General features: G+C 48.8%; 26 protein-coding genes and 1 tRNA gene. 21 read left to right on the top strand and 6 right to left on the bottom strand.

Features of this window, described 5'->3' with window-relative positions; genetic code table 11:
* The first annotated feature begins 194 nt into the window (after positions 1-194).
* The 3 genes from ACZOTW_RS04680 (at position 195) to ACZOTW_RS04670 (ending at position 4,160) form a co-directional block, all read left to right on the top strand.
* Positions 195-542: a hypothetical protein gene (locus tag ACZOTW_RS04680; RefSeq protein ID WP_483997613.1), complete on the top strand. Its 348-nt coding sequence runs from the start codon at positions 195-197 to the stop codon at positions 540-542.
* 442 nt (positions 543-984) lie between these two features.
* Positions 985-1,557 (top strand): phage connector family protein, encoded by a 573-nt coding sequence (locus ACZOTW_RS04675; RefSeq protein WP_483997612.1) that lies wholly within the window; start codon positions 985-987, stop codon positions 1,555-1,557.
* Entirely contained in the window at positions 1,557-4,160 is a 2,604-nt protein-coding gene (locus ACZOTW_RS04670) for a phage nozzle protein (protein WP_483997611.1), read from the top strand. Before ACZOTW_RS04675 ends, ACZOTW_RS04670 begins: the two co-directional genes overlap by 1 nt.
* Before the next feature lie 57 nt (positions 4,161-4,217).
* On the opposite strand, the gene ACZOTW_RS04665 is transcribed toward ACZOTW_RS04670, so the two are convergent.
* Positions 4,218-4,949, bottom strand: a complete 732-nt coding sequence (locus tag ACZOTW_RS04665) for a hypothetical protein (RefSeq protein WP_483997610.1) — start codon at positions 4,947-4,949, stop codon at positions 4,218-4,220.
* Between the two features lie 43 nt (positions 4,950-4,992).
* Between ACZOTW_RS04665 and ACZOTW_RS04660 the strand changes: the two genes are divergently transcribed.
* From ACZOTW_RS04660 to ACZOTW_RS04630, 7 genes are read left to right on the top strand one after another with little or no spacing between them, the layout of a single operon-like run.
* Complete coding sequence (locus ACZOTW_RS04660) at positions 4,993-5,481, top strand: hypothetical protein (RefSeq protein WP_483997609.1); 489 nt, start codon at positions 4,993-4,995, stop codon at positions 5,479-5,481.
* Positions 5,465-5,950 (top strand): hypothetical protein, encoded by a 486-nt coding sequence (locus ACZOTW_RS04655; protein WP_483997608.1) that lies wholly within the window; start codon positions 5,465-5,467, stop codon positions 5,948-5,950. The genes ACZOTW_RS04660 and ACZOTW_RS04655 overlap by 17 nt, the downstream gene beginning before the upstream one ends.
* 13 nt (positions 5,951-5,963) lie before the next feature.
* Positions 5,964-7,235, top strand: coding sequence for a hypothetical protein (locus ACZOTW_RS04650; protein WP_483997607.1), 1,272 nt, complete (start codon positions 5,964-5,966; stop codon positions 7,233-7,235).
* Between the two features lie 9 nt (positions 7,236-7,244).
* On the top strand, positions 7,245-8,684 hold the full coding sequence (locus ACZOTW_RS04645; RefSeq protein ID WP_483997606.1) for a hypothetical protein: 1,440 nt from the start codon (positions 7,245-7,247) through the stop codon (positions 8,682-8,684).
* A complete protein-coding gene (locus ACZOTW_RS04640) occupies positions 8,684-8,902 on the top strand; it encodes a hypothetical protein (RefSeq protein WP_428044599.1) in 219 nt (72 codons plus the stop codon). Before ACZOTW_RS04645 ends, ACZOTW_RS04640 begins: the two co-directional genes overlap by 1 nt.
* A gap of 17 nt (positions 8,903-8,919) precedes the next feature.
* The gene (locus tag ACZOTW_RS04635) at positions 8,920-9,120 is read left to right on the top strand and encodes a hypothetical protein (RefSeq protein WP_428045983.1); all 201 of its coding nucleotides are present in this window, start codon (positions 8,920-8,922) and stop codon (positions 9,118-9,120) included.
* Positions 9,117-9,359: a hypothetical protein gene (locus tag ACZOTW_RS04630; RefSeq protein WP_483997605.1), complete on the top strand. Its 243-nt coding sequence runs from the start codon at positions 9,117-9,119 to the stop codon at positions 9,357-9,359. The genes ACZOTW_RS04635 and ACZOTW_RS04630 overlap by 4 nt, the downstream gene beginning before the upstream one ends.
* Before the next feature lie 393 nt (positions 9,360-9,752).
* Here the strand turns inward: ACZOTW_RS04630 and ACZOTW_RS04625 are convergent, their stop codons facing one another.
* Both ACZOTW_RS04625 and ACZOTW_RS04620 read right to left on the bottom strand, forming a co-directional pair.
* Complete coding sequence (locus ACZOTW_RS04625; protein ID WP_428050623.1) at positions 9,753-10,265, bottom strand: type IV pilin protein; 513 nt, start codon at positions 10,263-10,265, stop codon at positions 9,753-9,755.
* A gap of 115 nt (positions 10,266-10,380) precedes the next feature.
* Complete coding sequence (locus ACZOTW_RS04620; protein WP_428041831.1) at positions 10,381-11,346, bottom strand: DnaJ C-terminal domain-containing protein; 966 nt, start codon at positions 11,344-11,346, stop codon at positions 10,381-10,383.
* Between the two features lie 50 nt (positions 11,347-11,396).
* On the opposite strand from ACZOTW_RS04620, the gene ACZOTW_RS04615 reads away from it, so the two are divergent.
* The 6 genes from ACZOTW_RS04615 (at position 11,397) to ACZOTW_RS04590 (ending at position 15,663) form a co-directional block, all read left to right on the top strand.
* Entirely contained in the window at positions 11,397-12,653 is a 1,257-nt protein-coding gene (locus ACZOTW_RS04615; protein WP_483997604.1) for an MFS transporter, read from the top strand.
* A gap of 41 nt (positions 12,654-12,694) precedes the next feature.
* Positions 12,695-12,769, top strand: a tRNA-Asn gene (locus ACZOTW_RS04610).
* A gap of 267 nt (positions 12,770-13,036) precedes the next feature.
* On the top strand, positions 13,037-13,435 hold the full coding sequence (locus ACZOTW_RS04605; RefSeq protein WP_428041358.1) for an OsmC family protein: 399 nt from the start codon (positions 13,037-13,039) through the stop codon (positions 13,433-13,435).
* Between the two features lie 59 nt (positions 13,436-13,494).
* Entirely contained in the window at positions 13,495-13,875 is a 381-nt protein-coding gene (locus tag ACZOTW_RS04600; RefSeq protein ID WP_428043127.1) for an OsmC family protein, read from the top strand.
* A 51-nt stretch (positions 13,876-13,926) separates the two neighbouring features.
* Positions 13,927-14,523 (top strand): hypothetical protein, encoded by a 597-nt coding sequence (locus tag ACZOTW_RS04595; RefSeq protein WP_483997603.1) that lies wholly within the window; start codon positions 13,927-13,929, stop codon positions 14,521-14,523.
* 48 nt (positions 14,524-14,571) lie between these two features.
* Complete coding sequence (locus ACZOTW_RS04590; RefSeq protein ID WP_483997602.1) at positions 14,572-15,663, top strand: trypsin-like serine peptidase; 1,092 nt, start codon at positions 14,572-14,574, stop codon at positions 15,661-15,663.
* A gap of 15 nt (positions 15,664-15,678) precedes the next feature.
* Here the strand turns inward: ACZOTW_RS04590 and ACZOTW_RS04585 are convergent, their stop codons facing one another.
* Positions 15,679-16,386 (bottom strand): ankyrin repeat domain-containing protein, encoded by a 708-nt coding sequence (locus ACZOTW_RS04585; protein WP_483997601.1) that lies wholly within the window; start codon positions 16,384-16,386, stop codon positions 15,679-15,681.
* A gap of 294 nt (positions 16,387-16,680) precedes the next feature.
* Positions 16,681-20,250, bottom strand: coding sequence for a pyruvate:ferredoxin (flavodoxin) oxidoreductase (gene nifJ, locus ACZOTW_RS04580; protein WP_483997600.1), 3,570 nt, complete (start codon positions 20,248-20,250; stop codon positions 16,681-16,683).
* A gap of 214 nt (positions 20,251-20,464) precedes the next feature.
* On the opposite strand from nifJ, the gene ACZOTW_RS04575 reads away from it, so the two are divergent.
* Together ACZOTW_RS04575 and ACZOTW_RS04570 are read left to right on the top strand one after the other, a co-directional pair.
* Positions 20,465-20,935: a type IV pilin protein gene (locus ACZOTW_RS04575; RefSeq protein WP_428045976.1), complete on the top strand. Its 471-nt coding sequence runs from the start codon at positions 20,465-20,467 to the stop codon at positions 20,933-20,935.
* A gap of 107 nt (positions 20,936-21,042) precedes the next feature.
* Positions 21,043-22,245 (top strand): glycosyltransferase family 9 protein, encoded by a 1,203-nt coding sequence (locus tag ACZOTW_RS04570; RefSeq protein WP_483997599.1) that lies wholly within the window; start codon positions 21,043-21,045, stop codon positions 22,243-22,245.
* Between the two features lie 351 nt (positions 22,246-22,596).
* On the opposite strand, the gene ACZOTW_RS04565 is transcribed toward ACZOTW_RS04570, so the two are convergent.
* A complete protein-coding gene (locus tag ACZOTW_RS04565; protein ID WP_483997598.1) occupies positions 22,597-23,142 on the bottom strand; it encodes a nitroreductase family protein in 546 nt (181 codons plus the stop codon).
* Positions 23,143-23,212: 70 nt separating this feature from the next.
* Here ACZOTW_RS04565 and dapF point away from each other — a divergent pair, with 70 nt between their 5' ends.
* From dapF to ACZOTW_RS04550, 3 genes are read left to right on the top strand one after another with little or no spacing between them, the layout of a single operon-like run.
* Positions 23,213-24,046 (top strand): diaminopimelate epimerase, encoded by an 834-nt coding sequence (gene dapF / locus ACZOTW_RS04560; RefSeq protein ID WP_483997597.1) that lies wholly within the window; start codon positions 23,213-23,215, stop codon positions 24,044-24,046.
* A complete protein-coding gene (locus ACZOTW_RS04555; RefSeq protein WP_483997596.1) occupies positions 24,046-25,275 on the top strand; it encodes an LL-diaminopimelate aminotransferase in 1,230 nt (409 codons plus the stop codon). The genes dapF and ACZOTW_RS04555 overlap by 1 nt, the downstream gene beginning before the upstream one ends.
* Positions 25,276-25,306: 31 nt before the next feature.
* Positions 25,307-25,819, top strand: coding sequence for a type IV pilin protein (locus tag ACZOTW_RS04550; protein WP_428044614.1), 513 nt, complete (start codon positions 25,307-25,309; stop codon positions 25,817-25,819).
* The last annotated feature ends 625 nt before the right edge of the window (positions 25,820-26,444 follow it).

Here is a 26,444-nt window from a genome sequence, read left to right as displayed (position 1 = left end):
GGTAATGCTTTTTGAACGCGCGCTCCACTTCCCTCTAATAATAAGAACACATTTATTGTAGCCCGGTACATAGCGCGGCGGCCTGCCAGGGGTTCCCCGGAGTTTTTGGACCTGCTGTTTGGGGCGGTTCGTTGCTTGCAACGCTTTGGTAAGATTGTCCGCTAGGGTGTATTTTTTAGATTGACTAATATTTTATGAATCACTTTTTGGGGTGTTTTTATAAAAGCCATAAGCAAAAATACCTTTTAGGGGGTATCTCTATGCCACAATGTGCAAAAACGCTTAAAATAGGCTCTGTTTTGCTCAAAACAGGGGTTTTTAAAGTCAAAAAAGTAGCCAATTCTTCAAAAGCGAAAAAAATTTTATTGTTTGCCGGAACTTGTAAAAAACTTTTAAATTATTTGTTCGGCATCTTATCGGTTCCCGCCTATTATTTTTTCCTCATTATCTTATTAGCAGAACGACTGACGGCTTTTACTCCTTGGTTACCAATCTTTTCTCTGCCACGGCGCATAGAAGGGGTTATGGGTGTTAAAAAATAAGCATACATCTGCCAATTATCGGGTTTGTGGATAAAATATAATTATAAAACATTATTAAAAACTCCCCTTTGTGCCAAACATCTGTACAAAAAAACTATATAAAATTTTAATCTAAATTTTGTTAAAGATTACTTTACAAAATTTAATATAAAAATAAAAATACTTAAAATATAAGTATTTTTAAAATTACATACTATTTTTAAAAATATAAAACCTTGTCAAAAATATGTTGATATTAAATTTTTTAAACTTTAAAATAGTATAAGAAAATAAAATATATGAATATTTAAGAAAAAATAAATTTATATATCAAATTAATATTTTGATTGCTTGTAACAAAAATAATTTTTTTACAAAATTAAGTATAAATTAAACTTTACAAAAACATTTGTAAAATAAAAAAATACTTAAAAAATAATAAAAAACAAAATAGGAGTTAAAAATGATATCAAAAATTACCATTTGTAATTTGGCTTTGGCCCAGTTGGGGCAGGCTCCGATATCCTCTTTAACGCAAGAGGACGAAAAGGCGCGCCGCTTAAATCTGTTCTATGAGCCTGTGCGTGATGAGGTTTTGCGCAGCCATAATTGGGGCTTTGCCACAGCGGAGGAGCCTCTTGCCTTGGTGGAAAAGCAGGAAAACCGCTTTTTATATAAATATCCGCAGGAAGCCCTGTTCATCCGCCGGGTGTACCGCCCGCAGTATAAAAATACTCCGTTTCGGGAACTGTTCCACCCCAAATACCGTATTCGTGTGTTGGAATCTGCCTGTCCGCAAGCGTGGGCCGAATATACCCGCCGCGCAGAGGACGAAAACCAGTTTGATGCTTCTTTTGTAAAATCCTTTTCGCTGGCGTTGGCGGCGGATTTGGCGGTATCTCTTACCGGGGATAATGCTTTGGCGGCGCAAATATTGCAAAAATATACGTTAAGTTTGGATGAGGCCCGCCGCAGCAATATGACTGAAAATTTCGCCCAAAGCGGGCAAACGGATGCCTTTACGGAGGTGCGCTGATGGGAGTGCATTGTTTACAGGCTTCTTTTTCCGGCGGAGAGGTCAGCCCCGCCGTGCAGGCGCGTATAGACAGCCCGGCCTATTCTTCCTGGCTCAAAACGGCCCGTAATTTTTTTGTTCATCCGCAGGGCGGGGCGTCTAACCGCACGGGTACTGTATTTATGGGACAGGCCAAATACGCGGATAAACCTTGCCGCGTAATTCCCTTTGTGTTGGGGGAAAATGAATCTTATGTATTGGAATTGGGGGAAAAATACCTGCGTATTTACACCCCCGGAGGGCAACTTTTAACCGCAGACGGTACTCCGTACGAACTTGCTACGCCTTATTTAGCAGGCGAGGTTGCGCAGATAAACTATGCCCAATATGACCAAACGCTTTTTCTGGTCCACTCCAATTATCCGCCCAAACAACTGACCCGCTTAACGGACGGGACCTTTGAATTGAAAGAAGTTCCTCTTAAATACGGGCCGTTTATGCTGTCCAATACAGACGAGTCAAAAAAACTCCGCCTGATTCCATATAACGAAGCCGCTTCGTCGGACGGTGTCAAAGCAACGCTTACTTTTCAGCCGATTATTTATCCTAATTTGGCGGTGCTGGGGTATTTTAATAATGTGTGGTTTTATTCGGGCAAAGATTACGGGCTTGATATTGCTTCGTTGGTATCGGCGTTTAATCAGGAGTTTGGCGCGCAGGGCTTTTGCGCCGTTAATTTGGGCGGTATTATAAAAATAGAATCACCCCAAGCCACGGGGGGAGCGTGCAACGGCCTGCAACTGGTTTTAGAATACCGCAACAGTTTCACTCGCCCGGCGGTGCTGACGGTGGCGCAAGCCTTGTCCGGCGGAGCCAATAAGGGGGAATTAATACCGTCAGGAGAAAATAAATTTTTACTGGAAAGTGATTTTGACTTTTTCCAACCCGGACACACAGGCGGAAAATTCGCGCTGACGCACGCGGTGGAAAGCCAGTATTTAACAGGCACTTTGGGGTATCAAAGCGTTTCCAAAACGCTAAAAAGCGGGGGAAGTTGGCAACTGCGCACCAGTGGTGTATGGACCGGGCAACTGGTGCTTGAAAAATCGGCTGATGGAGGTAAAACCTGGAAGAAGGTAAAATATTTTTCTCGTGCGGACGGAGAGGAAAATTTTAATGCACTCGGGCATTTGGAAGATACCGCCGATATGTACTACTTGCGGGTCAGTTCTAACACACTCAACGGAGAGGCTGGTTTTGAATTGCAGGCTGATGCTTTTATTCAAGAGGGCATAGTAACGGTGGAAGGGTATCTTAATGCCCGGCAGGCAGTAGTCCGGACGGAACGGCAGGTGGCTTTTCCCGATTGGACGGACGATTGGGCCGAAGGTTCGTTCAGCCCTCTTTCGGGTTATCCCGCGTGTGTGTTCTTTTATCAGGACCGTTTGGGTTTAGCCGGAACCAGGCGGGAAGCGCAGACGGTTTGGTTTTCCAAAACGGGTGCGCATTGTGATTTTGGGCACTCCCGGGATAACTTGGCTGCCAATGATGCTATCAGCGTGAACTTATCGGGCAAAAAATTAAATGCCATACACGGCGCGGCGGTGTGCGGGAGGCTAATGCTTTTTACCGCAGGGAGTGAGTGGACTTTATCTTCCTCCGGCGCGCTTACGCCTACCAATATTCAAGTTGCCCAGCAGGGGGAACGCGGGGCAAGCCGCACGGCCCCGATTTTGGTAGGAAATAGGGCGTTATTTGTGCAGGCGCGCGGCGGATGCGTACGGGATTTGTTTTATGATTACAACACAGCCGCATATATCGGCAACGATTTAACGCTGCTTGCCAAGCACTTGTTTTTTAACCGAGAGGTTGCCGAACTGTGTTACCAGCAAGAGCCGGATAATTTGGTTTGGTGCGTGCTGGATGACGGCACGGCACTGACCTTAACTTATCTGCCGGAGCAAAATTTGTGCGCGTGGACCCGCCACGATACGCAGGGGCTTTTTAAAAGCGTGTGCTGTGTGCCTAACCGCGGGTATGACGAGGTATGGTTTGTCGTCGCGCGCCAAAACGGTTATTTTGTAGAGCGGTTAGCCCGCAGGTTGGCCAGCAAGGAGCCCCAGGACCAAGTATTTTTGGATGCGTCCGTTTCGCTCAAAAGTGAAACACCGTTTACGCGCTTGGGCGGTTTATCCCATTTGGAAGGGCTTTGCGTGGGGGTTTTGGCTGACGGCAATGTATTATCCCCACAGGTTGTTAAAAACGGAGAAATTACATTACCCCGCGCGGTTACCTGCGCGCACGCCGGGTTACTTTTTACGGCGGAATTGGCTACCTTGCCGCCTGCCTTGGTGTATGCTGACGGTACGGCGGCGGATAGAAAAAAGCGTTTTAGCGGAGTGAGCGTTAAACTGTTGGATAGCCGTGGCGGGCAAATCGGTACGGACGAAACACACCTGACGGAACTTCTCCAACGCACGGACGAGCCTTTTAATGCGCCAATCGCGCTAAAAACGGGGGATTATGTGATGAGCCTTTCCGGCTCGCACACGCTTTCGCCGTCGGTTATTTTCCGCCAGACGGACCCCTTGCCGGTTACGCTTCTGTCGCTCATTACGCGCTAATAATGAAAAGGGGGCTTTTGCCCTTAAAGCAAAAGCCCCGTTCAAAAGTGCTTGGCCTTATTTTGTTAAGCGGAAACTTTTTACTATACTTTTGGCAAGAGACTGGTTTGTATCGTTATCCGCCTGGTCCACCGTTCCGGCTATTACATAATAGACTTGGTGGTTATCCGCCGGCACGACGGAAAGCCAAAACGGCAAGGCATTGCCTTGGTTGGAATAGGCAGTACCCGAAACCAGCAACGCTTCCCGCCCGTTAATTACGGTCTTTTCCGAGGAGTGAATTTCCAGTTGGCGGCGGCGCAGAAGGTCCCCCTGTACCTCGTCAAAATCATCAAACGGATTCTCGTCCACATCTCTTTGGCGTACGATACCCGCATAGGTAACCGACTGAAAGGTTTTCCCGGCGGCATCTTTTTTAAAAGCATTGGTATCAATGCCTACGGTCAAATCAATTTCGCCAAAGTGCATCCAGTCGGAAAACGTCATCCCGTCATATACGGTCAATTCCGTGCCATATTCGGGCGAATTAAAAGCCTTTTCGCCATACACGGGTTCCGGCGTTTGCGCGGCGGCAATAATGGGATTAAACGGTTTGATGATTTTTTTCACACCGTAGTAGGCAGACAAAGCCGTAACCGTGCCCAAAAGTACCGTAGCCACACCTGCCAAAATAAGCGGCCATTTGTTGCTGCTTTTCTTTAAAATCATCCAAATAATTTTAAAGAGCAGGAAGAACACCGCATACACGGCCACAACACCCAATAAGGCTAGTAAAACCAATATCGTCATTTATAACTCCTTGATTATGAGGATATTTAGAGTATATCTTTTTATGAGAAAAAATAACATTATTTTTCGTTCTTTTTTGCCGCAGGATGCGGCGGTGTTAGCATATACCTTGCGCGCGGAGGACCGGCGCGAACTGGCCGCGTCCCACCCCGGACAAGAGCCGGCCTCTTTAATAGCCGCCTTTGCGCGGGCTTCTCGGTGCGCGTTTAGCCTTTTGTATTGCGGAAAAGTAGCGGCGGTATGCGGGGTTGTTGCCCCTTGTTTGATGGGCACTCGGGCGCAGGTGTGGCTTTTAACGGGGGAAGAAGTGGAAAAAATCCCAAAGAGTTTTTTTCGCATAATGCGCGGGCTTGTGCGGTATTTTTTAGAAATCTATCCGGAACTGTTTGTATTTACTGATAGCCGCTACAAACGGGCCTTGCGCTTTGCCAAACACTTGGGGGCTCGTAGCACGGGGAGTCTGTCCGTAGGAAAAAATATTTCTTTTTTAGAGTTTATTTTTAGGAGGAATAACAATGGGAGGAGTCATTAAACAAGCGGGGTCTGTTGTATCGTCCGCCGTATCCGTTTTCGGAAACCGTAAGGCCGAAAAGGATTATTATAAAGCCTTGGCACGAGATGCCAACAGGCAGGCGGAATATGTGGCCGCCGCCGGAAAGCGGCAAGCGGAGTATTTATTTAAATCGGCCGCCGAGCGAAGCCGGGAACAGTACGAAAATTACCGCCAAACGATGGGCAGCCAGCAAGCGGCCTTGGCTTTTTCGGGGTTAAATACCTCATCTGCCACCGTACAAACTTTACTTAAAAACAGCCGCTTAAATGCGTTAATGGATGAACAAATATTAAATACGTCGCTGACGGATTCTTTGCGAGAAAATGAAATAGAAACCAACGAAAAAATCCGCAGTTTAACCGAAACGGCCAACCAGTACAAGCGCGCCGCCAAACAATCGGGCGCGTGGTGGAAATGGAGCAAAGATTTGCTCTCTATTTTTAATTAGGAGTTTTTATATTATGCCAACTATTCCCATTTACACACGCGGGGAACACTATACCGCGCCGCGTGTTTCCAAAAACGCCCCGGCGCCTGTCCGCTTGAAAGAATCTTATCAAAACACCTTGCAATCGGCGGGCGAATTGGGGCAAGCGGCAGTTCGTTTATTGCCCGCCAAACAAGAGGAGAAAATGGAAAATTCGGGTGAAATTAAAACCCGCCAAGCCCTGCTTGCGGCGGCCTCCAACGGGGTGCAAGCCCTGGATAAAGCAGCCGGTCAAGTGCAAGACGCCAACTCTCCCGCGGCGGCGGATTGGGTAATGTTGCGTGCTTCCGCACTCTTTGGGGAAAACCGGGCGAAATGCCGGCAGATAGATGAAACCCTCGCGCAAGAAAAAAATATTGTGACAGAGGTTGCTTCGTCGGCTTTGTCGGCCAATGCCTTGGACTTGTATTTAAATGAACAACTGCCGGGGTATGAAAGCCGTCTGATAGCCGCCGGAATTTCTGCCAAAAATGCCAAACAGGAAAGCGGACAAGTGCGCCGTTTAGCCGCACAAGGATGTATTAAAAGGGCCGTTTCTGCCCAAAATTATCAAATGGCGCAGGCCGTATATCAAAAATTTTCCGGGTGCTTTTCATTGGCAGAAAAAGAAAACCTTACCGGCCTTATTGGGGCGGCGCAGGCAGGCGGAAAAGCGCAAATATACTGGGATAAATCGCTTGCGGAAACGGACGGCTCTGCGGAAGCGCGTTTAAAATGGGCGCAGGCGCAAACCGCGGATAAGGCGGTTTTGGAAAATCTCTCCGCCTTGGGCGCACAGGCCAAACGGGAGGAATTTTCCAAACAGGCACAGGAATATACCCGCTTGGCTTCGGCGTTGTCTGCGGAAGATGCCCGCCAGAGGTTGGCCTTGTCCTCCCTTGATGCGGTCGGGGTAACGGCCCGAGCGGTTTCCCGGTTTGGCGCGCCTGCTCCGCACACTTCGGCAGAAACGTTTAACCGCTTATATTTTGGCGGTACGGAAAAGGATAATCAGCGGGCTTTTGAAAAGGGGGAAATATCGGCGCAGGAATTTTTGGTTTTGTCTGCGGCCCGCTCCTTCCGCCAAGCCGGAGAGGAAGATAAAACAGGCATATTTTTATGCGCCGGGATAGATGCCTGGGCGCAAAAAAAGGGTCTTTCATCTGCCGCACAGAACGAAATAAAGCGCGCGGTGCTGTGTTCGTCCGCAGACCCGCAGGAACGCTTAAACGCTTTAAAACAAATCAAAACATATTTAGATTTATAGGAGAAAAATATGACCATTTCTACCCAAGTTACCAAACACATTTATACCGGAAACGGCGAAAATACCAAATGGGATGTAGATTTCCCGCTTTTGTCGGCAGACCATTTGCAAGTGTTTTTAACCTCGCCCCAAGGGGTGCAAACCCGCCTGACGGAGCATTTCCGCTTAGACCTAAACACCCATACTATTATTTACCCGACGGAAGAAAGCGGTCTTATGCCCTTGCCTGCGGGGTGGGCAATTACACTTTTGCGCCATACACCGCCTACGCAACAAGTAAATTTGCTTCACCAAGGGGAATTAGATGCGGAAGTGTTAGAACAAGCCTACGATAAACTCACCCTGCTTGTACAGGAGTTGGGGGAAGAAACAGCGCGCAGTATAAAATATCCCGCCTCGGTGGATATTCCCTCTCCGCACGCCGACGATTTACTCACCCGTGTACTGACGGCGGCGGACGGAGCGCAAACGGCGGCTAGTCAGGCGGAAGCATCTGCCAAGGCAGCCCTGCTAAATTCCCGGCAAGCGCAAACATTGGCCTCTCAGGCGGTGGCTGATATTTCCGCACGGAAACAACAAGCAGAGGAGTCTCTTTCTGCTACCCAGCAAAATCTATCTGCCGCGTTGACCAAACAAGGGGAAAGTATTACCGCGTCCGCACAGACCGCAGCCGAGTTAGCCGCCTCTTATGCCTCCCAAGCAAAGGCTTATGCCTTGCGCACCTTGGGTAAAAGTTTGGGTGAGGTGTATTGGAGCCAAAGCAAAACGGCGGCGGATAACCCCGGTGCTTTACCGCTGTGGACGGGCGAATATATTGCCAACGCGGGCACTTTATATCCCGATTTTTACGCGTGGGTAAAAAGCCACCCCGAATTGTGCAAAACCAAAGCCCAATACGACGAAGCCCTGTCCGCTTACGGCGAGTGCCCCTATTATGTGGTGGACGAGGTGGCAGGCTCTCTGCGCTTGCCGAAACTCGTAAATTACATTAAAAGCGCGGACGAAACGAACGGCATCACCCAACGCAAAGCGGGGCTTCCCACCGTTAAGGCCATTAGCAATACTGCCGCGGGAAATATTCCGGATTTCACCTCTTTACCACACTATGCCAAACCAGTTCAAAATACCAACAGTTATGCGTTAATGACAGGTGGTTCTGTTACCAGCGCGACAAGTTTGGTGTATGTGGAAAATGATGCTTCTTTGAACAGTTCCGTTTACGGCGCAAGCGAGACCGTAACGCCTGCCCATACCACGCTTTACCCGTGGGTCTGCGCGTATTATTTAAATGCCGAATCGGCCGATACCTTGCAAATGCAGGAGCAGGCCACCGGGCTTACGCGCGCCGTGCGTGAGGTGGTTTTGTCCGAAAATTCTACCGCCAGCGAACACGTGAAACGCCAGGCGCGTCAGTTGGAAAATTTAGCCGCCGCGCGCAGGAGTGAATAATGAGCAAAGTCAAAGATTGGTTATATGCGGGGGGAGTGGTATTCGCCATAGGGTTTTGGTTTTTTACGCTCTATGGGTTGCCTCCGCGCGTAGATAATTTGGAAAAGAAAGTATCCGCGCACGAGGAACGCTTGGCACGTTCGGATGTGAAACTGGATATGATTGCGGATGATGTAAAAAGCATTAAGGTTATTTTGCTTAATGCGGCAAAAAACTAAAAAGGAGAAATAAAAAAATGACACAACTTATTAATTGGTGTACCCAACATTGGCAAGATGTATTGGCTATTATCGGCGGCGTAGTCAGCGTGGCAACGATTATCGTTAAACTTACTCCCACGCAAAAGGATGATGCGGTGCTGGGCAAGATTATTGCCGTTTTGTCTGCCTTGTCGCTCGTCAATGCGGACGGCTCTTTTGCAGGAGCCAAAAAATGATGTACGCCTTAATCGGCGGACTGATGGCTATGGCGGTGGGGATACTGTGCGTATTAGCCGCCGCTGTGGGCCGAGCCAAAGAGCGCTTGCGCACGGCACAACAGGAGCAAAAAGAAAATGAAAAAATGGATAAAATCTTGGCGCAGGTGGATGCTGTGCCTGATGAGCATTTGCTTGGTGTCTTGCGCGGGGAGCGCAAATATCCGCGCAAGCGCACCCGTTTGCCGCGTGCGTTTTGACGTGCAAGACAAGGGGCTTGCGCATTTAAGTCCGCATAACTTGCGGGCTATCCTCGCCTTCGAAACTGCCTGTACGCTGCGCGCGGCAGATTTACCGCGCTCAAATGACTAGTGGAGCCACACTGTTTCCGTACGGTCGCGCTTTTATGAAACATACCCTGGCGGGCGGCAACTCAATGCCCTAGGCAGCGATTAATTGGGCGACACTATTTTTGTAGTGTCGCTCTCTTATGAAACAGCACCTTGCAGGCGGCAACTCTATGCGCTAGGTAGCGACTCACTGGGCCACATTGTATTTGTGATGTTGCACACATACAAAACAAAGTTGTACCTATATAAAAACTCCCCGGGGGCAGTAAAAGCCTCCGGGGAGTTTTTTAGCAAAAAGCCAAATTAGAATTTGCCGTTTACCGGGTTGCCGTTTGTAATAGCATTGCAATATTGCCCGGCTTTGGTGTTGTCGCCTAATTGGGTGGGCTTTTCGGCACTGTCGCTGGCCGCACCGCAATAGCGGTAGGTTTGGATGACGCTTCCGTTATCCACCATTACCGTTTTTAATTGGTAAACGTCTTTGGACGTGCTACGGGTGGCGTTAATGACAAATTTTGTAGTATCAGCCAATGGCATCATTGTAATTTTATAGTTTTTTCCACCGTAATCGGAGCCGTTCTGCGGAATTTCCACGTCCAACACCGCAAAGTTGTTGGCACTCGGCCAGGCATCCTTTTGGAAGCGGTAGCGTTCCACCGCATCGCGCGTGGCACTCATCAGTGTGAGGGCTTCGGCGGCGCGGGATTTTTCCACAGCCGTGGTGTATTGGGGCAGTGCAATGGCGGACAATACGCCGATAATCAGCACTACTACCAACAGTTCAATAAGCGTAAAACCAGAGTTGTTACCAGTCATTTTCTATCTCCCTAAATTAAAATAAAAAAGCACTTACACCATAGTATAGCAAAAAACGCCCGGATTGCAATATGCAAGAAAAACCGCCGGAGAGTAAAAAACCGGCGGATAAATATTAGCCCAGGGCGGCCAGTTTGGTAAACAGGTCCTTTTGCTCCTTGCTCAGCGTGCGCGGCACGTCAATCGTCAGGGTTACATATAGGCTTCCCTTGGCGCTTAATCCTTTGCCGCTTAATTTCAGTTTCTTGCCGTTGTGTGTTCCGGCTGGAACTTTTACTTTGACGGGGCCGTCTAAGGTTGGCACAAAAATCGTGCCGCCCAAGGCCGCCGTCCACGGCATAATGGTAACAGGAACATAGAGGTCCTCCCCTTCCAAGCGGTACATAGCGTGCGGGCGGATTTTAACCACCAAATATAAGTCGCCGTTGCCGCGTTGGGTCGGGTTGCCCATCCCTTTTAGTTTGATTTTTTTGCCTTCGCTCACGCCTGCGGGGAGTTTGACAGTAACCGTGCGCCCGTTGGGGAGCGTCATCTGCATATTGCCACCGCGGTGGGCATCTTCCAAATTGAGCGCGAGTTCCGCTTCCACATCGCCCTCCGCCTGGCCAGAAGCCGCACTGCGGCCGAAATTCTTGCCAAAGCCGGAGAAACCTCCGCCCATACCGCCAAAAATACTTTGGAAGAAATCGCTGAAATCTCCTCCGCCAAAGGCCTGTGCCCCGCCTGTGCCGCCAAAGCCGGAAAATCCGCCGGTGTTCCCGCCGTAGGAATATTGTTGGTACTGCTGGTACGGATTACTTCCGGCAGACGAGCGCGCGCGGGAAGAGGCTCCGCCGCGGGCATAGTCTTGGTATCCTTGTTCGCCCACTTGGTCGTAGATGGTGCGTTTTTGCTTGTCGGACAAGACGGTATAAGCCTCGTTTAAATCTTTAAATTTTTCTGTCCATTTGGCTTTTTCCGCTTCCGGGTGCATATCCGGGTGATACTTGCGGGCCATTGTTTTAAACGCTTTTTTTATATCGGCGTCCGAGGCGGTTTTACTCACGCCTAAAATTTTGTAATAATCTTTGTATTCTGCCATAATTCACACCTTCCAACTATCATTTTATATAATTTTTCTATATATTCAATATGCTATTATTAACTAAAAGCGCGAATAAAACGCCCCTAAGGCTGATATTAACAACGGAAGCCTTTTCGTCATTGACCAACGAGTTTATGCAAATTTTGCTTCCGTGGTATGTTTTGTCGTCCACCGGCAGTATTTTGTGGACGGGTGTTGTGGGGTTTTGTGCGCTGCTGCCGAATATTTTTTCCTCCCTGTTTGGCGCGCCTATTATTGATAGGTTGGGCCGTTCCAAAACAATGCTCTCGTGCGAGGTTATCCAACTTTTGCTCTTGGGCGCAATTCCTGTTCTTATTTTGACAGGCAAAGATTTGCCGTGGCTTATCGGCTTGCTTATTTTTTTAAGTTCGTTTTTTGATGCGCCCGGGCAACTGGCGCGGACGGCGCTGTCGCCCACGTTTTCGCGCTATGCCGAGGTTCCGCTTGCCAAAACTTCCGGCATCATAGAAGCCTTTGACGGCATTATGGCGGTGGCCGGGCCGCTGCTTGCCGGGGCGGTGATTGCTTGCTGCGGCCTTTTGTATGCGTGGGAACTGTGCGTATTCTTTTGCCTTATCATTGTCGTTTTGTGCATTGTTGTTTTTAGCAACCGCCGGCCCAGACAGTTGCGACCGTTGGCCGGATATCGCGAGGTGATATCCCATTTAAAAACGGACCGTATGCTCTGGGAACCCATTTTATTTACTTTGCCGACTTTTATTTTAGGCCAGTCGTGGGAACTTATTTTGCTTCCGTCTTATATATATGAGTACGGGTTCAACTCGGTTTATTTGGGCTTCTTGGGGGCGGCCTTTGGTTTTGGAGCCTTTGCGGGTGCGTTATTTTTTGCCGGCGCGGCTAAGAGATTTTCCTTCTTTACGCTTCTTTCGTGTAATTATTTAGGCTACTTGCTTTCAATTTTGGTATTATATTTCAAGTTGCCTACTTATGTTGTCTTGGCGGCGACGGCCTTATGCGGAATTCCGTTTGGGGCATTTGGGGCGATGATTATCAGCATTATTTTGATGCGTACGCCCGTGCCGCTTCGCAGTAAAACCTTGGGCCTTTACGCTACGGCTACCTATACGATTGAAAGCGTTTGCGTGCTGGGATTGGCGGGTTGCATTAGTTTTGCGGGCCTGCAAAACACGTTGCTTTTTGTAAGCGCGGTATTTATGGGGCTTACTTTTTTGAGCGTGCGTGCCAGAAAAAGAGAAGATTTTTGGCAGGTTTTATCGTCGGAGAAAAAAATTAGTTTACAAAACAAAAAGGATTTACTATAATAATTATGTAGCAAGAATAAGCAGTTTAAAAAACAGATTTTTCCCCGATAGCTCAATGGTGGAGCGACCGGCTGTTAACCGGTAGGTTGTAGGTTCGAGCCCTACTCGGGGAGCCATTTGAAAAGCCACGCGAAAGCGTGGCTTTTTTGTGCCCTGCGGGCCACACCTTGCAAGCGGCAGATTAACCGCACAATGGGTTAGTTTATCTTAAAAAATTCATAAACCAACAACCCCGGCGGGGGTTTTATACCTATGCGCCGCACTCTTTTGGCCTTTATACTCTTTTTGATGATGTCGAAAAACTTAATATTTTTTTCATTTTTTTGTATCTTATAATAAACCCGTACATTTTGGGCGGGCGTTTTATTTAGGAGTTTTTCCATATGACAGAAATTACTTGTACTTATACCGGCGACGGGGAAACCAATCTTGTACACGGACCGACTGGAACCACGATTCAAACCGATTTGCCGCCAGACAACGGCGGGCAGGGCCGCCGCTTTTCGCCCACCGATTTGTTGGCTTCGGCATTTGCTTCCTGCACGCTTACGATTATGGGCAAAATGGCCGCCGCGCGCGGGGAAGATTTTAAGGGCGCGCATTTATCCATACAAAAAATTATGGCTGCTAATCCGCGCCGCGTGGGGGAGTTTGTATTAAAAATCACCTTTCCCGCACATTTTTCGCCGGAGCAAAAAAAGTTCTACTTGTCGGCAGTACAAGCCTGCCCGGTACATCAAACATTAAGCAGAGAAGTAAAGGTAACGGTGGAAGTTTTATAATCTAAAATTTTTTACCCGAAACGGCGTTTAATCTGTTATTATACCCATAGGAGGGAAATATGATTACAACAACTTTGGGAGAAAACTTGCAAACGGTAAGCGTACTGGACGGAAAAAACGGTTCTGTGCGCACCGCGTATTTTGACCCGCGCGAGGATATGCAGCCCGGCGAAGTTTTGGCCAGCGCGTTGGGTGCGTGTATGCTGACGATGATTGGCTATGCCGCCCAAAAACGGGGGGAGGACGTAACGGGTACTACGCTTTCCGTGGCGCCGCAGTTTGGCGGCACGCCGCGGCGGGTAGTGTCGGTGGAATTGGTGTTTACGTTTAAGGACAATTTGTCCGGCGAGCAGAAAAACTTTTACACACATATCGCCCAAACCTGCCCGGTGCATAACAGCCTGCGTGAAGACGTGGAATATAAAATAACCGTTAAATAATATGCTCCCGCACTATAAAAAGTGCGGGAATTTTTTTGTATAATACCCATTATGATTCATTTAGACCCATACCGCCAAAGTTTCATTTATTTTAAATGGGGCTTTTGGAGTGTATTTATTTTGGGCGGGCTATTGATATGGGGATGTACCCACATAGAAAGCCCGCTGTTTAAAATACTTTTGGACAATGTTTTCGTCTATTTGCCCAACTATTTAACGCACGAATTTTCGCACCGTTTTTGGGCTGTTTTAGGGTGGGAGTGGTGGACGTATGCTTCCGGCAACGGTATGGAAACGCTGATTCCGCTTATTTTATGTTTTTGGGCCTTGCGTTTAAAGGGCGGGCGGCTGTTGCAGCCGGTTTTGCTTTATTGGCTGGCTACCACGCTGTATGGGGCGGGAATTTATTGCGCAGATGCACGCGCGATGAAATTGCCTCTTACCTCTTCCGATATGATGACAAGTTACTCCCCCAGTGCCGTAAAGGGCGATTGGGTGTATATCTTGGAGCCGCTGGGCTTATTAAATTATGATGTGATTATCGGGCATATCCTAATGTATATGGCTGTATTCTTTTTGTTAATAGCCGTATGGAGTGTGTGGTATTATTGGACTCACTACGAGCAATATTTGTCCCATACGCCCTAGGTCCTTTGGCCCTGGCAAGTCATCCTCTTAAACCGCTATAATATATGTATGACCCGATTTGTTTTCATTGTTAGTTTGATGCTAGGCTTTTCTCTGCCGGTTTGTGCGCAGTTATTCCGCGTGCCTGCCGCTAGTATTAAATTGGCAAAAACCGGGGCTGAAATGACCTCTTTTCCACGCCTAATGCCCGAACTAACCAAAAGAATTTTTGCCGCTTCCCGGAGCCGTTTTGCAGGTCCGCGTGAACTTATGGCGCGTGTGCCGAAGGGGCTTATTCAGGTGGCGCGTCCGGAATCTCCAACGGTATTAGGAACCGGTTTTTTATTTGAATCACACGGACAACTATGGGCGGCGATGCCGTATCATATTGGGGGAGCAGCGGGGCAAAAACGCGTAGCGCGTGTGTGGACAAATAACGGTTTAAAAGAGTACACGGTAACGGTTGCCGTTAGCGGGAGTGCGGGGTGGAGTTCGCCGGATGTGTCTTTGGCTCCCTTACCCAAGAGTGCGCTTGAAAAAGGGGCTGAACCTTTTTCGTTGGGCATAGTACGGACCAATGTTCCCTCTTATTCGTTTGGTTATGTGGCGGGCCCGTACGGGTGGCGAGACTTTTTGCCCGTTCGGCGCGATATTATCAACGCGGCGGGTTTCGGCGTGATTGGCAAGCGCGAAATCAAGCAAGATGATGTAAGAACACCTTTTTTGTTGAGCGGTTACTGCGGTTCACCCGTGTTCCAAAAGCAGGGGGATAATTGGCAGGTGGTGGGCTTGCACTCTGGCGGATGTGCTATGCCGGGCAGCCGGGCGCAGAGCCATACCTACGCCGTCAATCTTTCTCAGGCTGTGCCTATGATGTTGGACCAATATTTTCAAGCGGAAAAACTGCCCGCGCGCCCGTTGGTGTTCCGCGGGTGGGAGATTGGCCGTTTGTTGTTAGAGGAGCGCGTGAAAAGTGTGGCGGTGTGGCGTGGGGAAAAAGCCGTGTTTACGCTGGATTTACGCAATTATCCGCAACCGTACGAGGATGCACACGCCGAATTGGCATTTGCCGAGGTTGATTTACAGTCCGGGGATGTGCTGCGCTTTACCGTACTTAACGAAAAGCGCAAACTCCGGGTAATGGAATTTACGCTTCCGTAAAACGAAAAATCCTTTTTATTTGGCCGCTTTCTTTTTTAAGAGGGCGGCTATTTTTTTGGCGTTTTTGCCACCTTTTAATTGGAGCATTTTTAAAATTTTGTCCAGTTGCTTGGGGGTGGCTTTGGCACCGTTTTCTAAAAGGATTTGCACGCGCGCCGGGTCCAGCGTGGCGGCGGCGTAGTACAGCGGGGGAAAACCGGCGTTGTCCGCCAGATTCGGATTCGCCCCGCGTTTAAGCATATAGGTAAGTAAATCCGTCCGGGCCTGTTCGGTTTCAAACGGTTGGGTAAGTGCCATAATGAGAGCGGTGGCTCCCAAATGAGTTTGTATGTTTAAATCGGCCTCGCGGAATACGAGGAGTTTGGCGGCTTCGGCCTGTCCGTCGCGGGCGGCAATATAGAGCGGAGTCCAACCGTCGGGAGTGGGAATATTAATATCAAAATCTTGGTCTAATAAAAAATTGATAACGTCCTCGTTCCCGCCAGAAGCAGCGGCCTGTAAAGCGTTAAAATTCATTTCGCTGTATTGGCGGTCTTCGTCGTCAAAAAAGAGCGTATAAGCGGACGGGGCGCCCTCTTCCAGGGCTTCCTTTACGGATAGTAAATCCCCATAATAGGCGGCGGTTATCAAGGCTTCGCCCAGTTGTTCTTTGCGCGCGTGATGATAGCCCGCTGCCAGCCACACCACCAGAATAGTAATCAAGAGGATAACGAATTTCTTCATAATTTTATTGTAGCAAAAATATGTTGCCTGTACGGGGTCTATGAATAGGTTTCGGGATCTGCCGATTGGGTAGTTGGGCGTTTATAGAAATAAAGGTCATACGGGAAGGTTTGCCGGCGCGGAGCGTTCCAGTATCCGTTGTTTTCCTCTTTTTGTAACGACAGATCCTGGAACGCTCCGCGCCGGCCGACTTTCCAGGATGACGACAAATGACAACAACAGATTGCCAAATATTCCATAAAAAACCCCGGCCAAGTGATAAACTCGGCCGGGGTTTTTTACATCTTTCCAATCTTATTTTACGACTTTTTCAGCGGGTTGGATAGCCGCGAGTTGTTTGTACAAGTCGCGTCTCCAAGCATACTCGGATTCAGCGCGTTTGATAAGTTCCTTCGCGAGTTCCGGGTTGTCGCGCATCAAGCCTTTGAAGCGGTTTTCGCCGCTCATATAGTCGGCCAACGGCAAGGTCGGCGCGCCTAACGGGCTATCCACGTGCAAGGGGTTCTTGCCTTCGTAGCGGGCTTCGGGGTTGAAGCGGTAGAGAATCCAGCGGCCGGCTTGTACGGCGCGTTTGGCTTCACCCATACCTTTGGACATATCAATCCCGTGAGCGATACAGTGGGAGTACGCAATTACGAGGGCCGGACCGTTGTAAGCATCGGCTTCCGCCAAGGCTTGGATGGTCTGGTTCATATTGGCACCCATAGCCACTTGGGCTACATAGATGTTACCGTAGGTCATCGCAATCATACCGAGGTCTTTCTTCGGCATTTGTTTGCCGCCCGCGGCGAACAAGGCTTTGGCACCCAACGGGGTGGCTTTGGACATCTGGCCGCCGGTGTTGGAATAGACTTCCGTATCCAGCACCAAGATTTTGATGTTCTTGCCGCTGGCTAAAACGTGGTCCAAACCGCCGTAGCCGATATCATAGGCCCAACCGTCGCCGCCCAAAATCCAGACGGATTTTTTGACGAGGTAGTCAGCCAGGCTCAACAGGCGTTTGCAGGTTTCGCAACCTTTTTCGGCGCCTTTGTTCAAAATATCTTTGAGTTCCGCAATGCGTTTGCGTTGTTCTTCCACACCCGCATCAGTGCTTTGGTCGGCGTTGATAATCGCATCCACCAAGGCGGCGTGTTCTTTAAGTCCGCCTTCTTTGGCTTCGGTCAAAGCCGCTTTGGCATCGTGGTTGAGTTGGTCAAACGCCAAGCGCATACCCAAGCCGAATTCGGCGTTGTCTTCAAACAGAGAGTTAGACCAAGCCGGGCCTTTGCCGTCGTCGCGTTTGCAATAAGGCGTGGTGGGCAGGTTGCCGCTGTAAATAGAAGAGCAGCCCGTCGCGTTGGCTACGGCCAAGCGGTCGCCGAACAACTGCGTTAAGAGTTTTACATACGGGGTTTCACCGCAGCCCGCGCAAGCGCCGGAGAACTCAAACAAAGGTCTTCTCATTTGGGAACCTTTGACGGATTCTTTTTTGGTTTTTACATCGGCTTGTTTGAGGCCCAAGAAGAAAGCGTAGTTGTCAATTTCGTTGTCGCGAACTTCCAACTGGTGCACCATATTGAGGGCTTTCTTTTCCGGGTTTTCTTTGTTTTTGGCCGGGCAGTTAAATACGCAGGCGCCACAACCGGTGCAGTCTTCCACCGCTACCTGTACGGTAAATTTAAGACCGGCGAGATCGGCTTTGCCGTCGGCAGATTTAAAAGTCTTGGGAGCGTTTTCCAAGGCTTTGCCGTCGTACGCTTTAATGCGGATAGCGGCGTGCGGGCAGACCAAGGAGCAGAAACCGCATTGGATACAAGTGTTGGGGTCCCATTGGGGTACCATAATAGCAATGTTGCGTTTTTCGTACTGGGTGGTACCGGTGGGATACACACCGCCTTCGGTCATAGCGGAGGTCGGCAAGTCGTCGCCGCGGCCGGCAATCATTTCGCCCAAAACGTCTTTTACAAACGCAGGGGCTTCCGCCGGAACCGGGGCTTTGGTGTGCAGTGTAGAGGTTACTTCGGCCGGATATTTTACTTCTTGCAAGCCCGCCAAGGCGGCATCCACGGCTTTGTAGTTCTTCTGCACCACTTCTTCGCCTTTTTTGGAATAGGTTTTCTTAATGGCTTCTTTAATGTCGGCGATGGCTTTTTCGGTCGGGATTACGCCCGCAATACCGAAGAAGGCCGTCTGCATAATGGTATTGGTGCGGCTGCCCATACCGGTAGCCAAGGCAATATCGGAAGCGTCAATGACGTACACTTTCAGTTTGCGGTCAATGATAATCTTCTGCACTTCGGCGGTTAAATGGTTCCATACTTCGCTGGCGTTGTAAGGCGAGTTGATAAGTACGGTGGCACCGTTTTTGGCTTTGCCGAGTACATCATATTTATCCAAGAAGTCAAACATATGCACGCCGATAAAGTCCGCAGATTGGATGAGGTAAGGCGCGCGGATATAGTTTTTGCCAAAGCGGATGTGGGACGTGGTCATAGACCCGGACTTTTTAGAGTCGTACACAAAGTAACCTTGGGCAAAGAAACCGTTGGCGCTGATGATTTTCATCGTGTTCTTGTTGGCACCTACGGTACCATCGGAGCCTAAACCGTAGAACAAAGCGGCAAAAATATCATTGGCGGCTTTGCTTTCTAATTTGGTTTCGGGCAAGGATAAATTAGTCAAATCGTCTTTGATACCGACCGTGAACTCTTTTTTGGGTTCGGTGGCGGCCAGGTTATCAAACACGGCTTTAACGTGAGAGGGGGTAAAGTCTTTGGAACCGATACCGTAGCGTCCGCCGATAATGAGCGGGGTAGCGGCAAATTTGGCCTTGGCTTCTTTGGTTAAGAAAGCGGCGCAAACATCTTGGAACAACGGTTCGCCCAAGGAACCGGGTTCTTTCGTGCGGTCCATAACGGCAATTCTCTTAACAGAGGCCGGGATGACTTTAATAAAATCTTCAATAGAGAAGGGGCGGAATAATTTAATTTTGAGTACGCCCACTTTTTCGCCTTTCATCGCTTCTACGGCGTTCTGCGCTACGTCCGCGCCGGAACCCATAATCACGACCAAGCGTTCCGCATCCGCATCACCGACGTATTGGAAGAGTTCGTAGTGGCGGCCGGTCAATTTTTCAAATTTAGCCATTTCTTCTTTTACAATACCGGGAACGGCATTATAAAATTTATTGACGGCTTCGCGGGCCTGGAAGTACACGTCCGGGTTGGCGGCGGTACCGCGCACGGTCGGGTGTTCCGGGTTTAAACCGCGGGACTTGTGTTCTTCCACGAGTTTATCGTCAATCATTTCGTGCATTTGTTCTTTGGTAAGAGGTTCCACCATATTCAGTTCGTGGCTGGTGCGGAAACCGTCAAAGAAATGCACAAACGGCACGCGGGCTTTAAGCGTGGAGGCTTGGGAAATAAGCGCCATATCCATTGCTTCCTGCGGGTTGTCGGAGCAGAGCATAGCCCAACCGGTTTGGCGTACGGCCATTACGTCGGAGTGGTCGCCGAAGATAGACAAAGCCGTCGTGGCGATAGCGCGCGCAGACACGTGGAACACGGTCGGCGTGAGTTCGCCCGCGATTTTGTACATATTCGGGATCATCAAAAGTAAGCCCTGCGAAGCGGTAAAAGTGGTCGTCAGCGCGCCGGCGGTCAAGGAACCGTGTACGGCACCGGAGGCACCGCCTTCGGATTGGAGTTCGTTCACGGAAGGAACGTTGCCCCAAATGTTGGTTTCACCCTTGGCGCTTTTGGCGTCGCAGATTTCGCCCATCGTAGAGGACGGGGTAATCGGGTAAATAGCGATTACTTCGTTGGTAGCGTGGGCGACGTGGGATACTGCACCGTTGCCGTCCATAGCAACTAGTTTAGCCATAATAGAGAAGTCTCCTTTTGCTTAAATTAAAACGGTAAAACGCCGCTACTAAATGCGGCAGCCCGGAAGGTACTCCGGCCTATGTATATTGTATAACTTTGCAGGGGAGAGGTCAAACAACAATTTACCGCCCGGTAAATAAAAGAATTTTTACTTGTTTTGGATTTCAATTTTGGTTATACTATTAGGTAGATTTTACTTATAAGGAGAGAATATGAATAATAAGGGTTTTACGCTTATTGAACTGTTAGTAGTCGTGCTGATTATCGGCATTTTGTCCGCCGTTGCGCTCCCGCAGTATGAACGCTCTGTGGAAAAGGCCCGCACCGCCGAAGCGGTGGTAACGTCCAAGAATATTTTGGATGCGGCGTCCATTTATGCCACTACCTTCCGCACCTGCCCGGGTGCGCTTTCCGACTTGGACATTAAAATTGCCAACAACAGCAAAAACTGGACCTACACCCTCGGCACCGCCGCAGGAAGCACCCGCAACTGCGAAGTGACGGTAACGTCCAAGGGTATGAGCAACAGTTATACGGGTGTACGCGGCTTTGTAAAGGTGCAGACTGCTGGTATGCCCGAAGTGGGCACTATGTACTGGCGCTGTCCGTCAGGCGATTGCGCAGACTTTTTTGATTTGATTAACGTGTCGCCTATTTCCAACGGCAGTTCGTATTACCGTTAATCGGTTGCACTTTTTTGTATCAAGCCCCCGGTTTTGCCAACCGGGGGTTTTTCATTTTATTATAACCCGTTTTGAACTCCGTTTCCCGGTTTGATATACTTATATATATGAATATCCAAAAATGGCTTTGTATGCACCGTACCGCCTGCGTAGTTTACGAAACGTTGCGCTGGCTGAAACATAAAATTTTCTTTTTTCTTCACACCCATACACCCGTATGGTATCAGTTTGATAAACCGCATACCTCGGAGGAATGCAAGGAAACTTTGCCTGCAAATAAGGAGTGGTACCGCATTTCCCGCCCGCTTTACCGCCACGAACACGTTTATTATCACTTGGGTAAGGCCTTAAAGGCTAATGCTAACGTCAAAGGGGTGGCGCTGATTTTCTTTATGGGAATTGGCGATTACTTATATACTACACCAATGCTATCCGCGCTTAAAAAGGCGTACCCCCATTTACCCTTTTACGCATATGTGGGAGGGCAGTTTGACCGCAATAATTCGCCCTTAGTTGGCAAATTACTGGCCGAAAATCCCCACTTTGAAAAGGTTTTTTATTTTGACGGATACCGGCACCCGTTTATTTGGAAAAATTACAATTACGAGGATGCCTTTAAAAATATTCCCGAAGGTTTTTTGGCTGTGCCTGTGTACTACGATTACGGTTTGCACGTTGCACACCGCGTAAAGAGTTTGTTTGAAACTTTTTCATTACCCGTGCCCAAAGATGTTCCCGCTCCTGTAATGTATTTCCCGGCAGAGCCCGCCCCGGTGGTGGCTGAGTATTTGGACAAGGCACGCAAAGGCGCGCAAGGCAAAAAAGGGATTATTTTCTTGCAGTTGGATTCACGCGGCTCAAACTACGTTTATCCGCATATGCGGGCACTTGCCAAGGGACTTATTCAAGAGGGGTACTTTGTAATGAGCGTTACCAAGGGCGGCCCTGTGGAAAACCCGGACTATTTGGAAATTGATATCAAAAAACTGTCCATTAACCAAACGTGGCATTTGCTTTCCCTTTTAAAAGGTGAATTTCCGCTGTACGTGATAGCCGTCAACTCCGTTTTTTGGGCCGCTTCGGCGGGGCTGGGCTTGCCTAACTTGGGCTTGCAGCATTGGATAGATAAAAAGGTTCACAATCTGTGGTATCCCAATATTGAGGTGGTAACCGATTACATTTATCCTCTTCTTCCGCGCGAAAAGCAGATTTTTGCCCCGGCGGAAAGTTATACCCCGCATAACAAAAAAATTATTGATTACAAACCCGAGTGGGTGATTAAGTGGTTCAAAGAGAAATTTGAAAAATAGGCGGAAAGTTTACTTTTTCGCCGGAAAAATTAACCAAAAAATCTCAGCCAAAGCGTTATAAAAACAGGCTTGCACGGATATTTTGATAACCCGCCCTAAGGGGTTCAAAAAATATTTTTTCGTACAAGCCGTTTTTATGGGCAATGCACGGGTGGCACGTTAGGTTGGGGTAATGGTTGTTATTTAATAGGTCATACTGGAAGGTTTGCCGGCGCGGAGCGTTCGGGAAACTATCGTTTGCCGTTGTCGTCATTCCCGAAAGTCGTAGTCGGGAATCTGTCGTTATTATTGTTTACACAACACAACGGATCCCCGACAAAAACTCTCGGGGATGACAAAGGAAAAAGCATTTTACTCTTTAAATTCGTTGTAACTGACCTTCTTTTCAAAGGCTTCGCGCGGGCGCGCGTCGGGTGTTTCGGCGGGATAACCCATTGCAATTAAATGCTCAATTTTTTTGCCTTTGGGCAGTTTAAAGAATTTTTCCGCTTTGGCCGAATTTAACCACCCAATCCAGCAGGTGCCAAGCCCCAGGTCCCACGCGCGCAAGACGAGTTGCTCGCCGGAAATGCCTTGATCCACCAAATAAAATTCCGTCCGGCGGAAGAAATTACCGATACGGCTGGTAAAGGTCCCCTTGTCCGATACGGCGGCAATCAAAACGGGAGCCTTTTCGGCCCATTTGCTCATTGCATATACACCGCTAAATGCTTCTTTGCAAAAGGCTTCTTTTACTTTCGGGTCGTCAATTACAATATAGTGCCACGGCTGGGAATTGCAGGCGGACGGCGCCAGACGGGCGGCTTCCAAGCACTCGTTTATTTTTTCCCGTTCTACGGGCTTATCCAAATATTTGCGCACGCTGCGGCGCGTTTGAATGGCTTGCAATACTTCCATAAAATATACCCCTGTAAATAAGATACAAATATCTTACCAAATTGGAGTCCGGTTTTTATAAAATAAGAATATGCAATTTACAAAATATACAGGTTTGGGAAACGATTTCGTCCTGCTGGACGGAGCGGCCGCGGCGGACTTAAAAAATCCGTCTGCGCTTGCTAAAACTATTTGCAACCGTCGCTTTGGCGTCGGGGCAGACGGACTTGTTTTGCTTTTGCCGTCAGCCAAAGCCGATATCAAAATGCGTATTTTTAACAGCGACGGCAGCGAGGCCGAAATGTGCGGCAATGCTTCGCGCTGTGTGGCTTTGCATCTTTTCCGTCGGAAAACGGTAAATAAAAAACATATTTCGTTAGATACCTTGGCGGGCATTATCCGCACGGAAATTATCAACGAAGCCCGCGGACTTGTGCGGGTGGATATGGGCGCGCCCCGGCTTACGCAGGGGGAAATCCCTATGGCGGGAAACCCGGCGGAAACAGCCGTCAATTTTCCGCTTTCTGCCGCGGGACAAACCTTTCACGGAACAGCCGTTTCTATGGGAAATCCGCATTTGGTTATTTTTACGCCGGATATTAACAAGGTTCCTCTTTCTGTTTGGGGGCCGCAATTGGAAACGCACCCGCTTTTTCCGCGTAAAACAAATGTGGAGTTTGTGCAGGTGTTAGATGATAAAACCGTGCGGATGCGCGTATGGGAGCGCGGTGCGGGCATTACGCAGGCTTGCGGAACAGGCTCTTGTGCTACGGCGGTGGCGTGTGTATTAAACCATAAAACAGAAAAAAATATAACCGTTAAATTGGACGGCGGCGACCTGTTTATAGAGTGGCCGGAGCAAAAAAATATTTTTATGACGGGGCTTGCCCAAGCAGTTTTTTCGGGCGAATATTGGGGGAAATAATGGCGCAATTAAACGAAAATTATTTAAAATTACAGGGCAGTTATCTTTTTTCTACCATTGCCAAGCGCGTGGCTGCTTTTAAGGAACAAAACCCGGGCAAAAGCGTGATTAGTTTAGGCATTGGGGACGTTTCGCGCCCGCTGGTTCCGGCGGTGGTGGAAGCGTTAAAAAAAGCGTGCGACGAAATGGGCAATATAAACACCTTTCGCGGATACGGCCCTGAGCAGGGCTATGCGTTTTTGCGCGAAGCCATTTTAAAGCACGATTATTTATCGCGCGGTATAAAATTATCCGCCGACGAAATTTTTGTCAGTGACGGCGCCAAAAGCGACGTGGCGAACTTCCAGGAACTCTTTTCCCCGTTGGAAACGGTCGCCCTGCAAAACCCGGTGTATCCCGTGTACTTGGATACCAACGTAATGGCCGGCAGAACGGAAGAATTTTCAAACGGACGTTACGGCGGGGTGGTTTATTTGCCGTGTACCGAGGGAAATAATTTTACGCCGGCCTTGCCGGATAAGCCCGCTGATTTGGTTTATTTGTGTTCACCCAATAACCCCACGGGAACCGCTATGACGCGTGCGGAGTTAAAAAAATGGGTAGATTGGGCGGTTGAAAACCATAGCATTATTTTATATGACTCCGCTTACGAGGCATATATCACACAGGCAGATGTGCCGCACTCCATTTACGAAATTCCGGGGGCGGAAAAAGTAGCGGTAGAGTTCCGTTCGTTCTCCAAAACGGCGGGTTTTACCGGTACGCGCTGTGCTTATACGGTGGTGCCTAAGGGGGTGGAAATCTTTGACGCAAACGGCTCCGCACATCCGCTTAATGCGTTGTGGCTGCGCCGGCAGACAACCAAATTTAACGGCGTGCCGTATATTGTCCAGCGTGGGGCGGAGGCCGTTTTTTCGCCCGACGGACAAGCGCAGATTAAAGAGGTTATTTCCGGTTATCAGGCTAATGCGCGCGTGATTTTAAATGCCCTAAAAGGTGCGGGCATACAAGCCTTCGGCGGGATAAATGCGCCGTATATTTGGCTAAAAACCCCAAATGGGCTGGATAGTTGGACCTTTTTTGATAAACTCTTGCAGGAAGCGCAGGTGGTGGGCACCCCGGGAATCGGGTTCGGTTCGTGCGGAGAGGGCTACTTCCGCTTGACGGCTTTTAACACACCGGAACTGACGAAACAGGCCGCAGACCGCGTAAGTGCGCTTAAATTTTAGTAAAATTTGTTAAAATCATTAGGGAGGATTTATGAATAAAGTTTCTAATTCTGGTTTTACACTAATTGAATTGCTGACGGTGGTTTTGATTATCGGTGTATTGACGTCCATAGCATTGCCGCAGTACACGCGCTCTATTGAGCGCGCCCGCGCCACGGAAGCGATGGCCGGCATTAAGGCCCTTAATGACGCGGTTTATGCCTACGCCGCCGGACGTTCGGGCGACAACGCTTGCCCGGTTTCGTTTAAAAAATTGGCGATTGCCTACCCCGGCACAATGAGCGCGGACGGAAGCAAAATCACGACAAAGGCTTTTGAATTTGTGATAAACTCCGCCACTAACGCCAATATCCCCGGCACCGACTGCAACGGCGTAACCGCCAAACGCTTGGGCGGCAACAAGTACGACTATGTACTGTGGAACCCGTACATCAGCGGAACGTCGGGCAAGGGGGCTTCACTCGCCTGCACGAGCAACCAAGCCAAGAGTATTGCTATTTGCCAATCGCTTGACCTGTACACTGCCGGCCGCAAGCCGTATTAATTTAGCAGTTAGATATTTTATATAGTTGTTTTTTGTAACGCCCGCCGCTTGAACCCGGCGGGTTTTTTATTTGTTCTTGGGGCTGTTGTCTTTAACGGCAACTACCCATAAGGTAGGTTGCAGGTTCTATTGCTTGTGTAGTTTGCCTTTTATATTGTAGTTGTCGTCATCCTGGAAAGTTGTAGTCCAGGATCTGCCGTTACTCTAAAAGAGGACAACAACAGATACCGGAACGCTCCGCCCCGGCAAACCTTCCGGTATGACATTTTAGATAACAACCCATAAGGTAGATTCTAAAACCTATCAATAGACCCCGTACAGAAACACTACGGGGTGCCGCCTAGCGGTATGGGCGGCAATTCAGGATGACTTTATGTTTATGACGGCCTTTGTTTTATTTATAGGTGTTGTTTCGTAGGTTGCGATATTACCAAAACAGTGTGGCTCCATTAGTCAAAAGCGGGAAAAGGTAAGTCGTCCGCAGGACTTCTTTTTAAAGGGTTGTATCCGTTTTTTTTTTTTTTCTAAAATTTTGAAAATTAAGGCCGGATATACCCGGATGTATCCGGCATATAAAAACACATATAAAAGGCCGTTTTGCCCAAATAAAAAGGCCTTAAAAGGA

It is taken from the genome of Candidatus Avelusimicrobium sp. (assembly GCF_056976295.1).
This window is presented reverse-complemented; position numbering and strand designations above follow the sequence as displayed.

Excerpts from the sequence above, each read along its gene's own strand:
- ACZOTW_RS04680 (WP_483997613.1), top strand. The coding sequence starts at position 195 with ATGAATCACTTTTTGGGGTGTTTTTATAAAAGCCATAAGCAAAAATAC.
- ACZOTW_RS04675 (WP_483997612.1), top strand. The coding sequence starts at position 985 with ATGATATCAAAAATTACCATTTGTAATTTGGCTTTGGCCCAGTTGGGG.
- ACZOTW_RS04670 (WP_483997611.1), top strand. The coding sequence starts at position 1,557 with ATGGGAGTGCATTGTTTACAGGCTTCTTTTTCCGGCGGAGAGGTCAGC.
- ACZOTW_RS04665 (WP_483997610.1), bottom strand. The coding sequence starts at position 4,949 with ATGACGATATTGGTTTTACTAGCCTTATTGGGTGTTGTGGCCGTGTAT.
- ACZOTW_RS04660 (WP_483997609.1), top strand. The coding sequence starts at position 4,993 with ATGAGAAAAAATAACATTATTTTTCGTTCTTTTTTGCCGCAGGATGCG.
- ACZOTW_RS04655 (WP_483997608.1), top strand. The coding sequence starts at position 5,465 with ATGGGAGGAGTCATTAAACAAGCGGGGTCTGTTGTATCGTCCGCCGTA.
- ACZOTW_RS04650 (WP_483997607.1), top strand. The coding sequence starts at position 5,964 with ATGCCAACTATTCCCATTTACACACGCGGGGAACACTATACCGCGCCG.
- ACZOTW_RS04645 (WP_483997606.1), top strand. The coding sequence starts at position 7,245 with ATGACCATTTCTACCCAAGTTACCAAACACATTTATACCGGAAACGGC.
- ACZOTW_RS04640 (WP_428044599.1), top strand. The coding sequence starts at position 8,684 with ATGAGCAAAGTCAAAGATTGGTTATATGCGGGGGGAGTGGTATTCGCC.
- ACZOTW_RS04635 (WP_428045983.1), top strand. The coding sequence starts at position 8,920 with ATGACACAACTTATTAATTGGTGTACCCAACATTGGCAAGATGTATTG.
- ACZOTW_RS04630 (WP_483997605.1), top strand. The coding sequence starts at position 9,117 with ATGATGTACGCCTTAATCGGCGGACTGATGGCTATGGCGGTGGGGATA.
- ACZOTW_RS04625 (WP_428050623.1), bottom strand. The coding sequence starts at position 10,265 with ATGACTGGTAACAACTCTGGTTTTACGCTTATTGAACTGTTGGTAGTA.
- ACZOTW_RS04620 (WP_428041831.1), bottom strand. The coding sequence starts at position 11,346 with ATGGCAGAATACAAAGATTATTACAAAATTTTAGGCGTGAGTAAAACC.
- ACZOTW_RS04615 (WP_483997604.1), top strand. The coding sequence starts at position 11,397 with ATGCTATTATTAACTAAAAGCGCGAATAAAACGCCCCTAAGGCTGATA.
- ACZOTW_RS04605 (WP_428041358.1), top strand. The coding sequence starts at position 13,037 with ATGACAGAAATTACTTGTACTTATACCGGCGACGGGGAAACCAATCTT.
- ACZOTW_RS04600 (WP_428043127.1), top strand. The coding sequence starts at position 13,495 with ATGATTACAACAACTTTGGGAGAAAACTTGCAAACGGTAAGCGTACTG.
- ACZOTW_RS04595 (WP_483997603.1), top strand. The coding sequence starts at position 13,927 with ATGATTCATTTAGACCCATACCGCCAAAGTTTCATTTATTTTAAATGG.
- ACZOTW_RS04590 (WP_483997602.1), top strand. The coding sequence starts at position 14,572 with ATGACCCGATTTGTTTTCATTGTTAGTTTGATGCTAGGCTTTTCTCTG.
- ACZOTW_RS04585 (WP_483997601.1), bottom strand. The coding sequence starts at position 16,386 with ATGAAGAAATTCGTTATCCTCTTGATTACTATTCTGGTGGTGTGGCTG.
- nifJ (WP_483997600.1), bottom strand. The coding sequence starts at position 20,250 with ATGGCTAAACTAGTTGCTATGGACGGCAACGGTGCAGTATCCCACGTC.
- ACZOTW_RS04575 (WP_428045976.1), top strand. The coding sequence starts at position 20,465 with ATGAATAATAAGGGTTTTACGCTTATTGAACTGTTAGTAGTCGTGCTG.
- ACZOTW_RS04570 (WP_483997599.1), top strand. The coding sequence starts at position 21,043 with ATGAATATCCAAAAATGGCTTTGTATGCACCGTACCGCCTGCGTAGTT.
- ACZOTW_RS04565 (WP_483997598.1), bottom strand. The coding sequence starts at position 23,142 with ATGGAAGTATTGCAAGCCATTCAAACGCGCCGCAGCGTGCGCAAATAT.
- dapF (WP_483997597.1), top strand. The coding sequence starts at position 23,213 with ATGCAATTTACAAAATATACAGGTTTGGGAAACGATTTCGTCCTGCTG.
- ACZOTW_RS04555 (WP_483997596.1), top strand. The coding sequence starts at position 24,046 with ATGGCGCAATTAAACGAAAATTATTTAAAATTACAGGGCAGTTATCTT.
- ACZOTW_RS04550 (WP_428044614.1), top strand. The coding sequence starts at position 25,307 with ATGAATAAAGTTTCTAATTCTGGTTTTACACTAATTGAATTGCTGACG.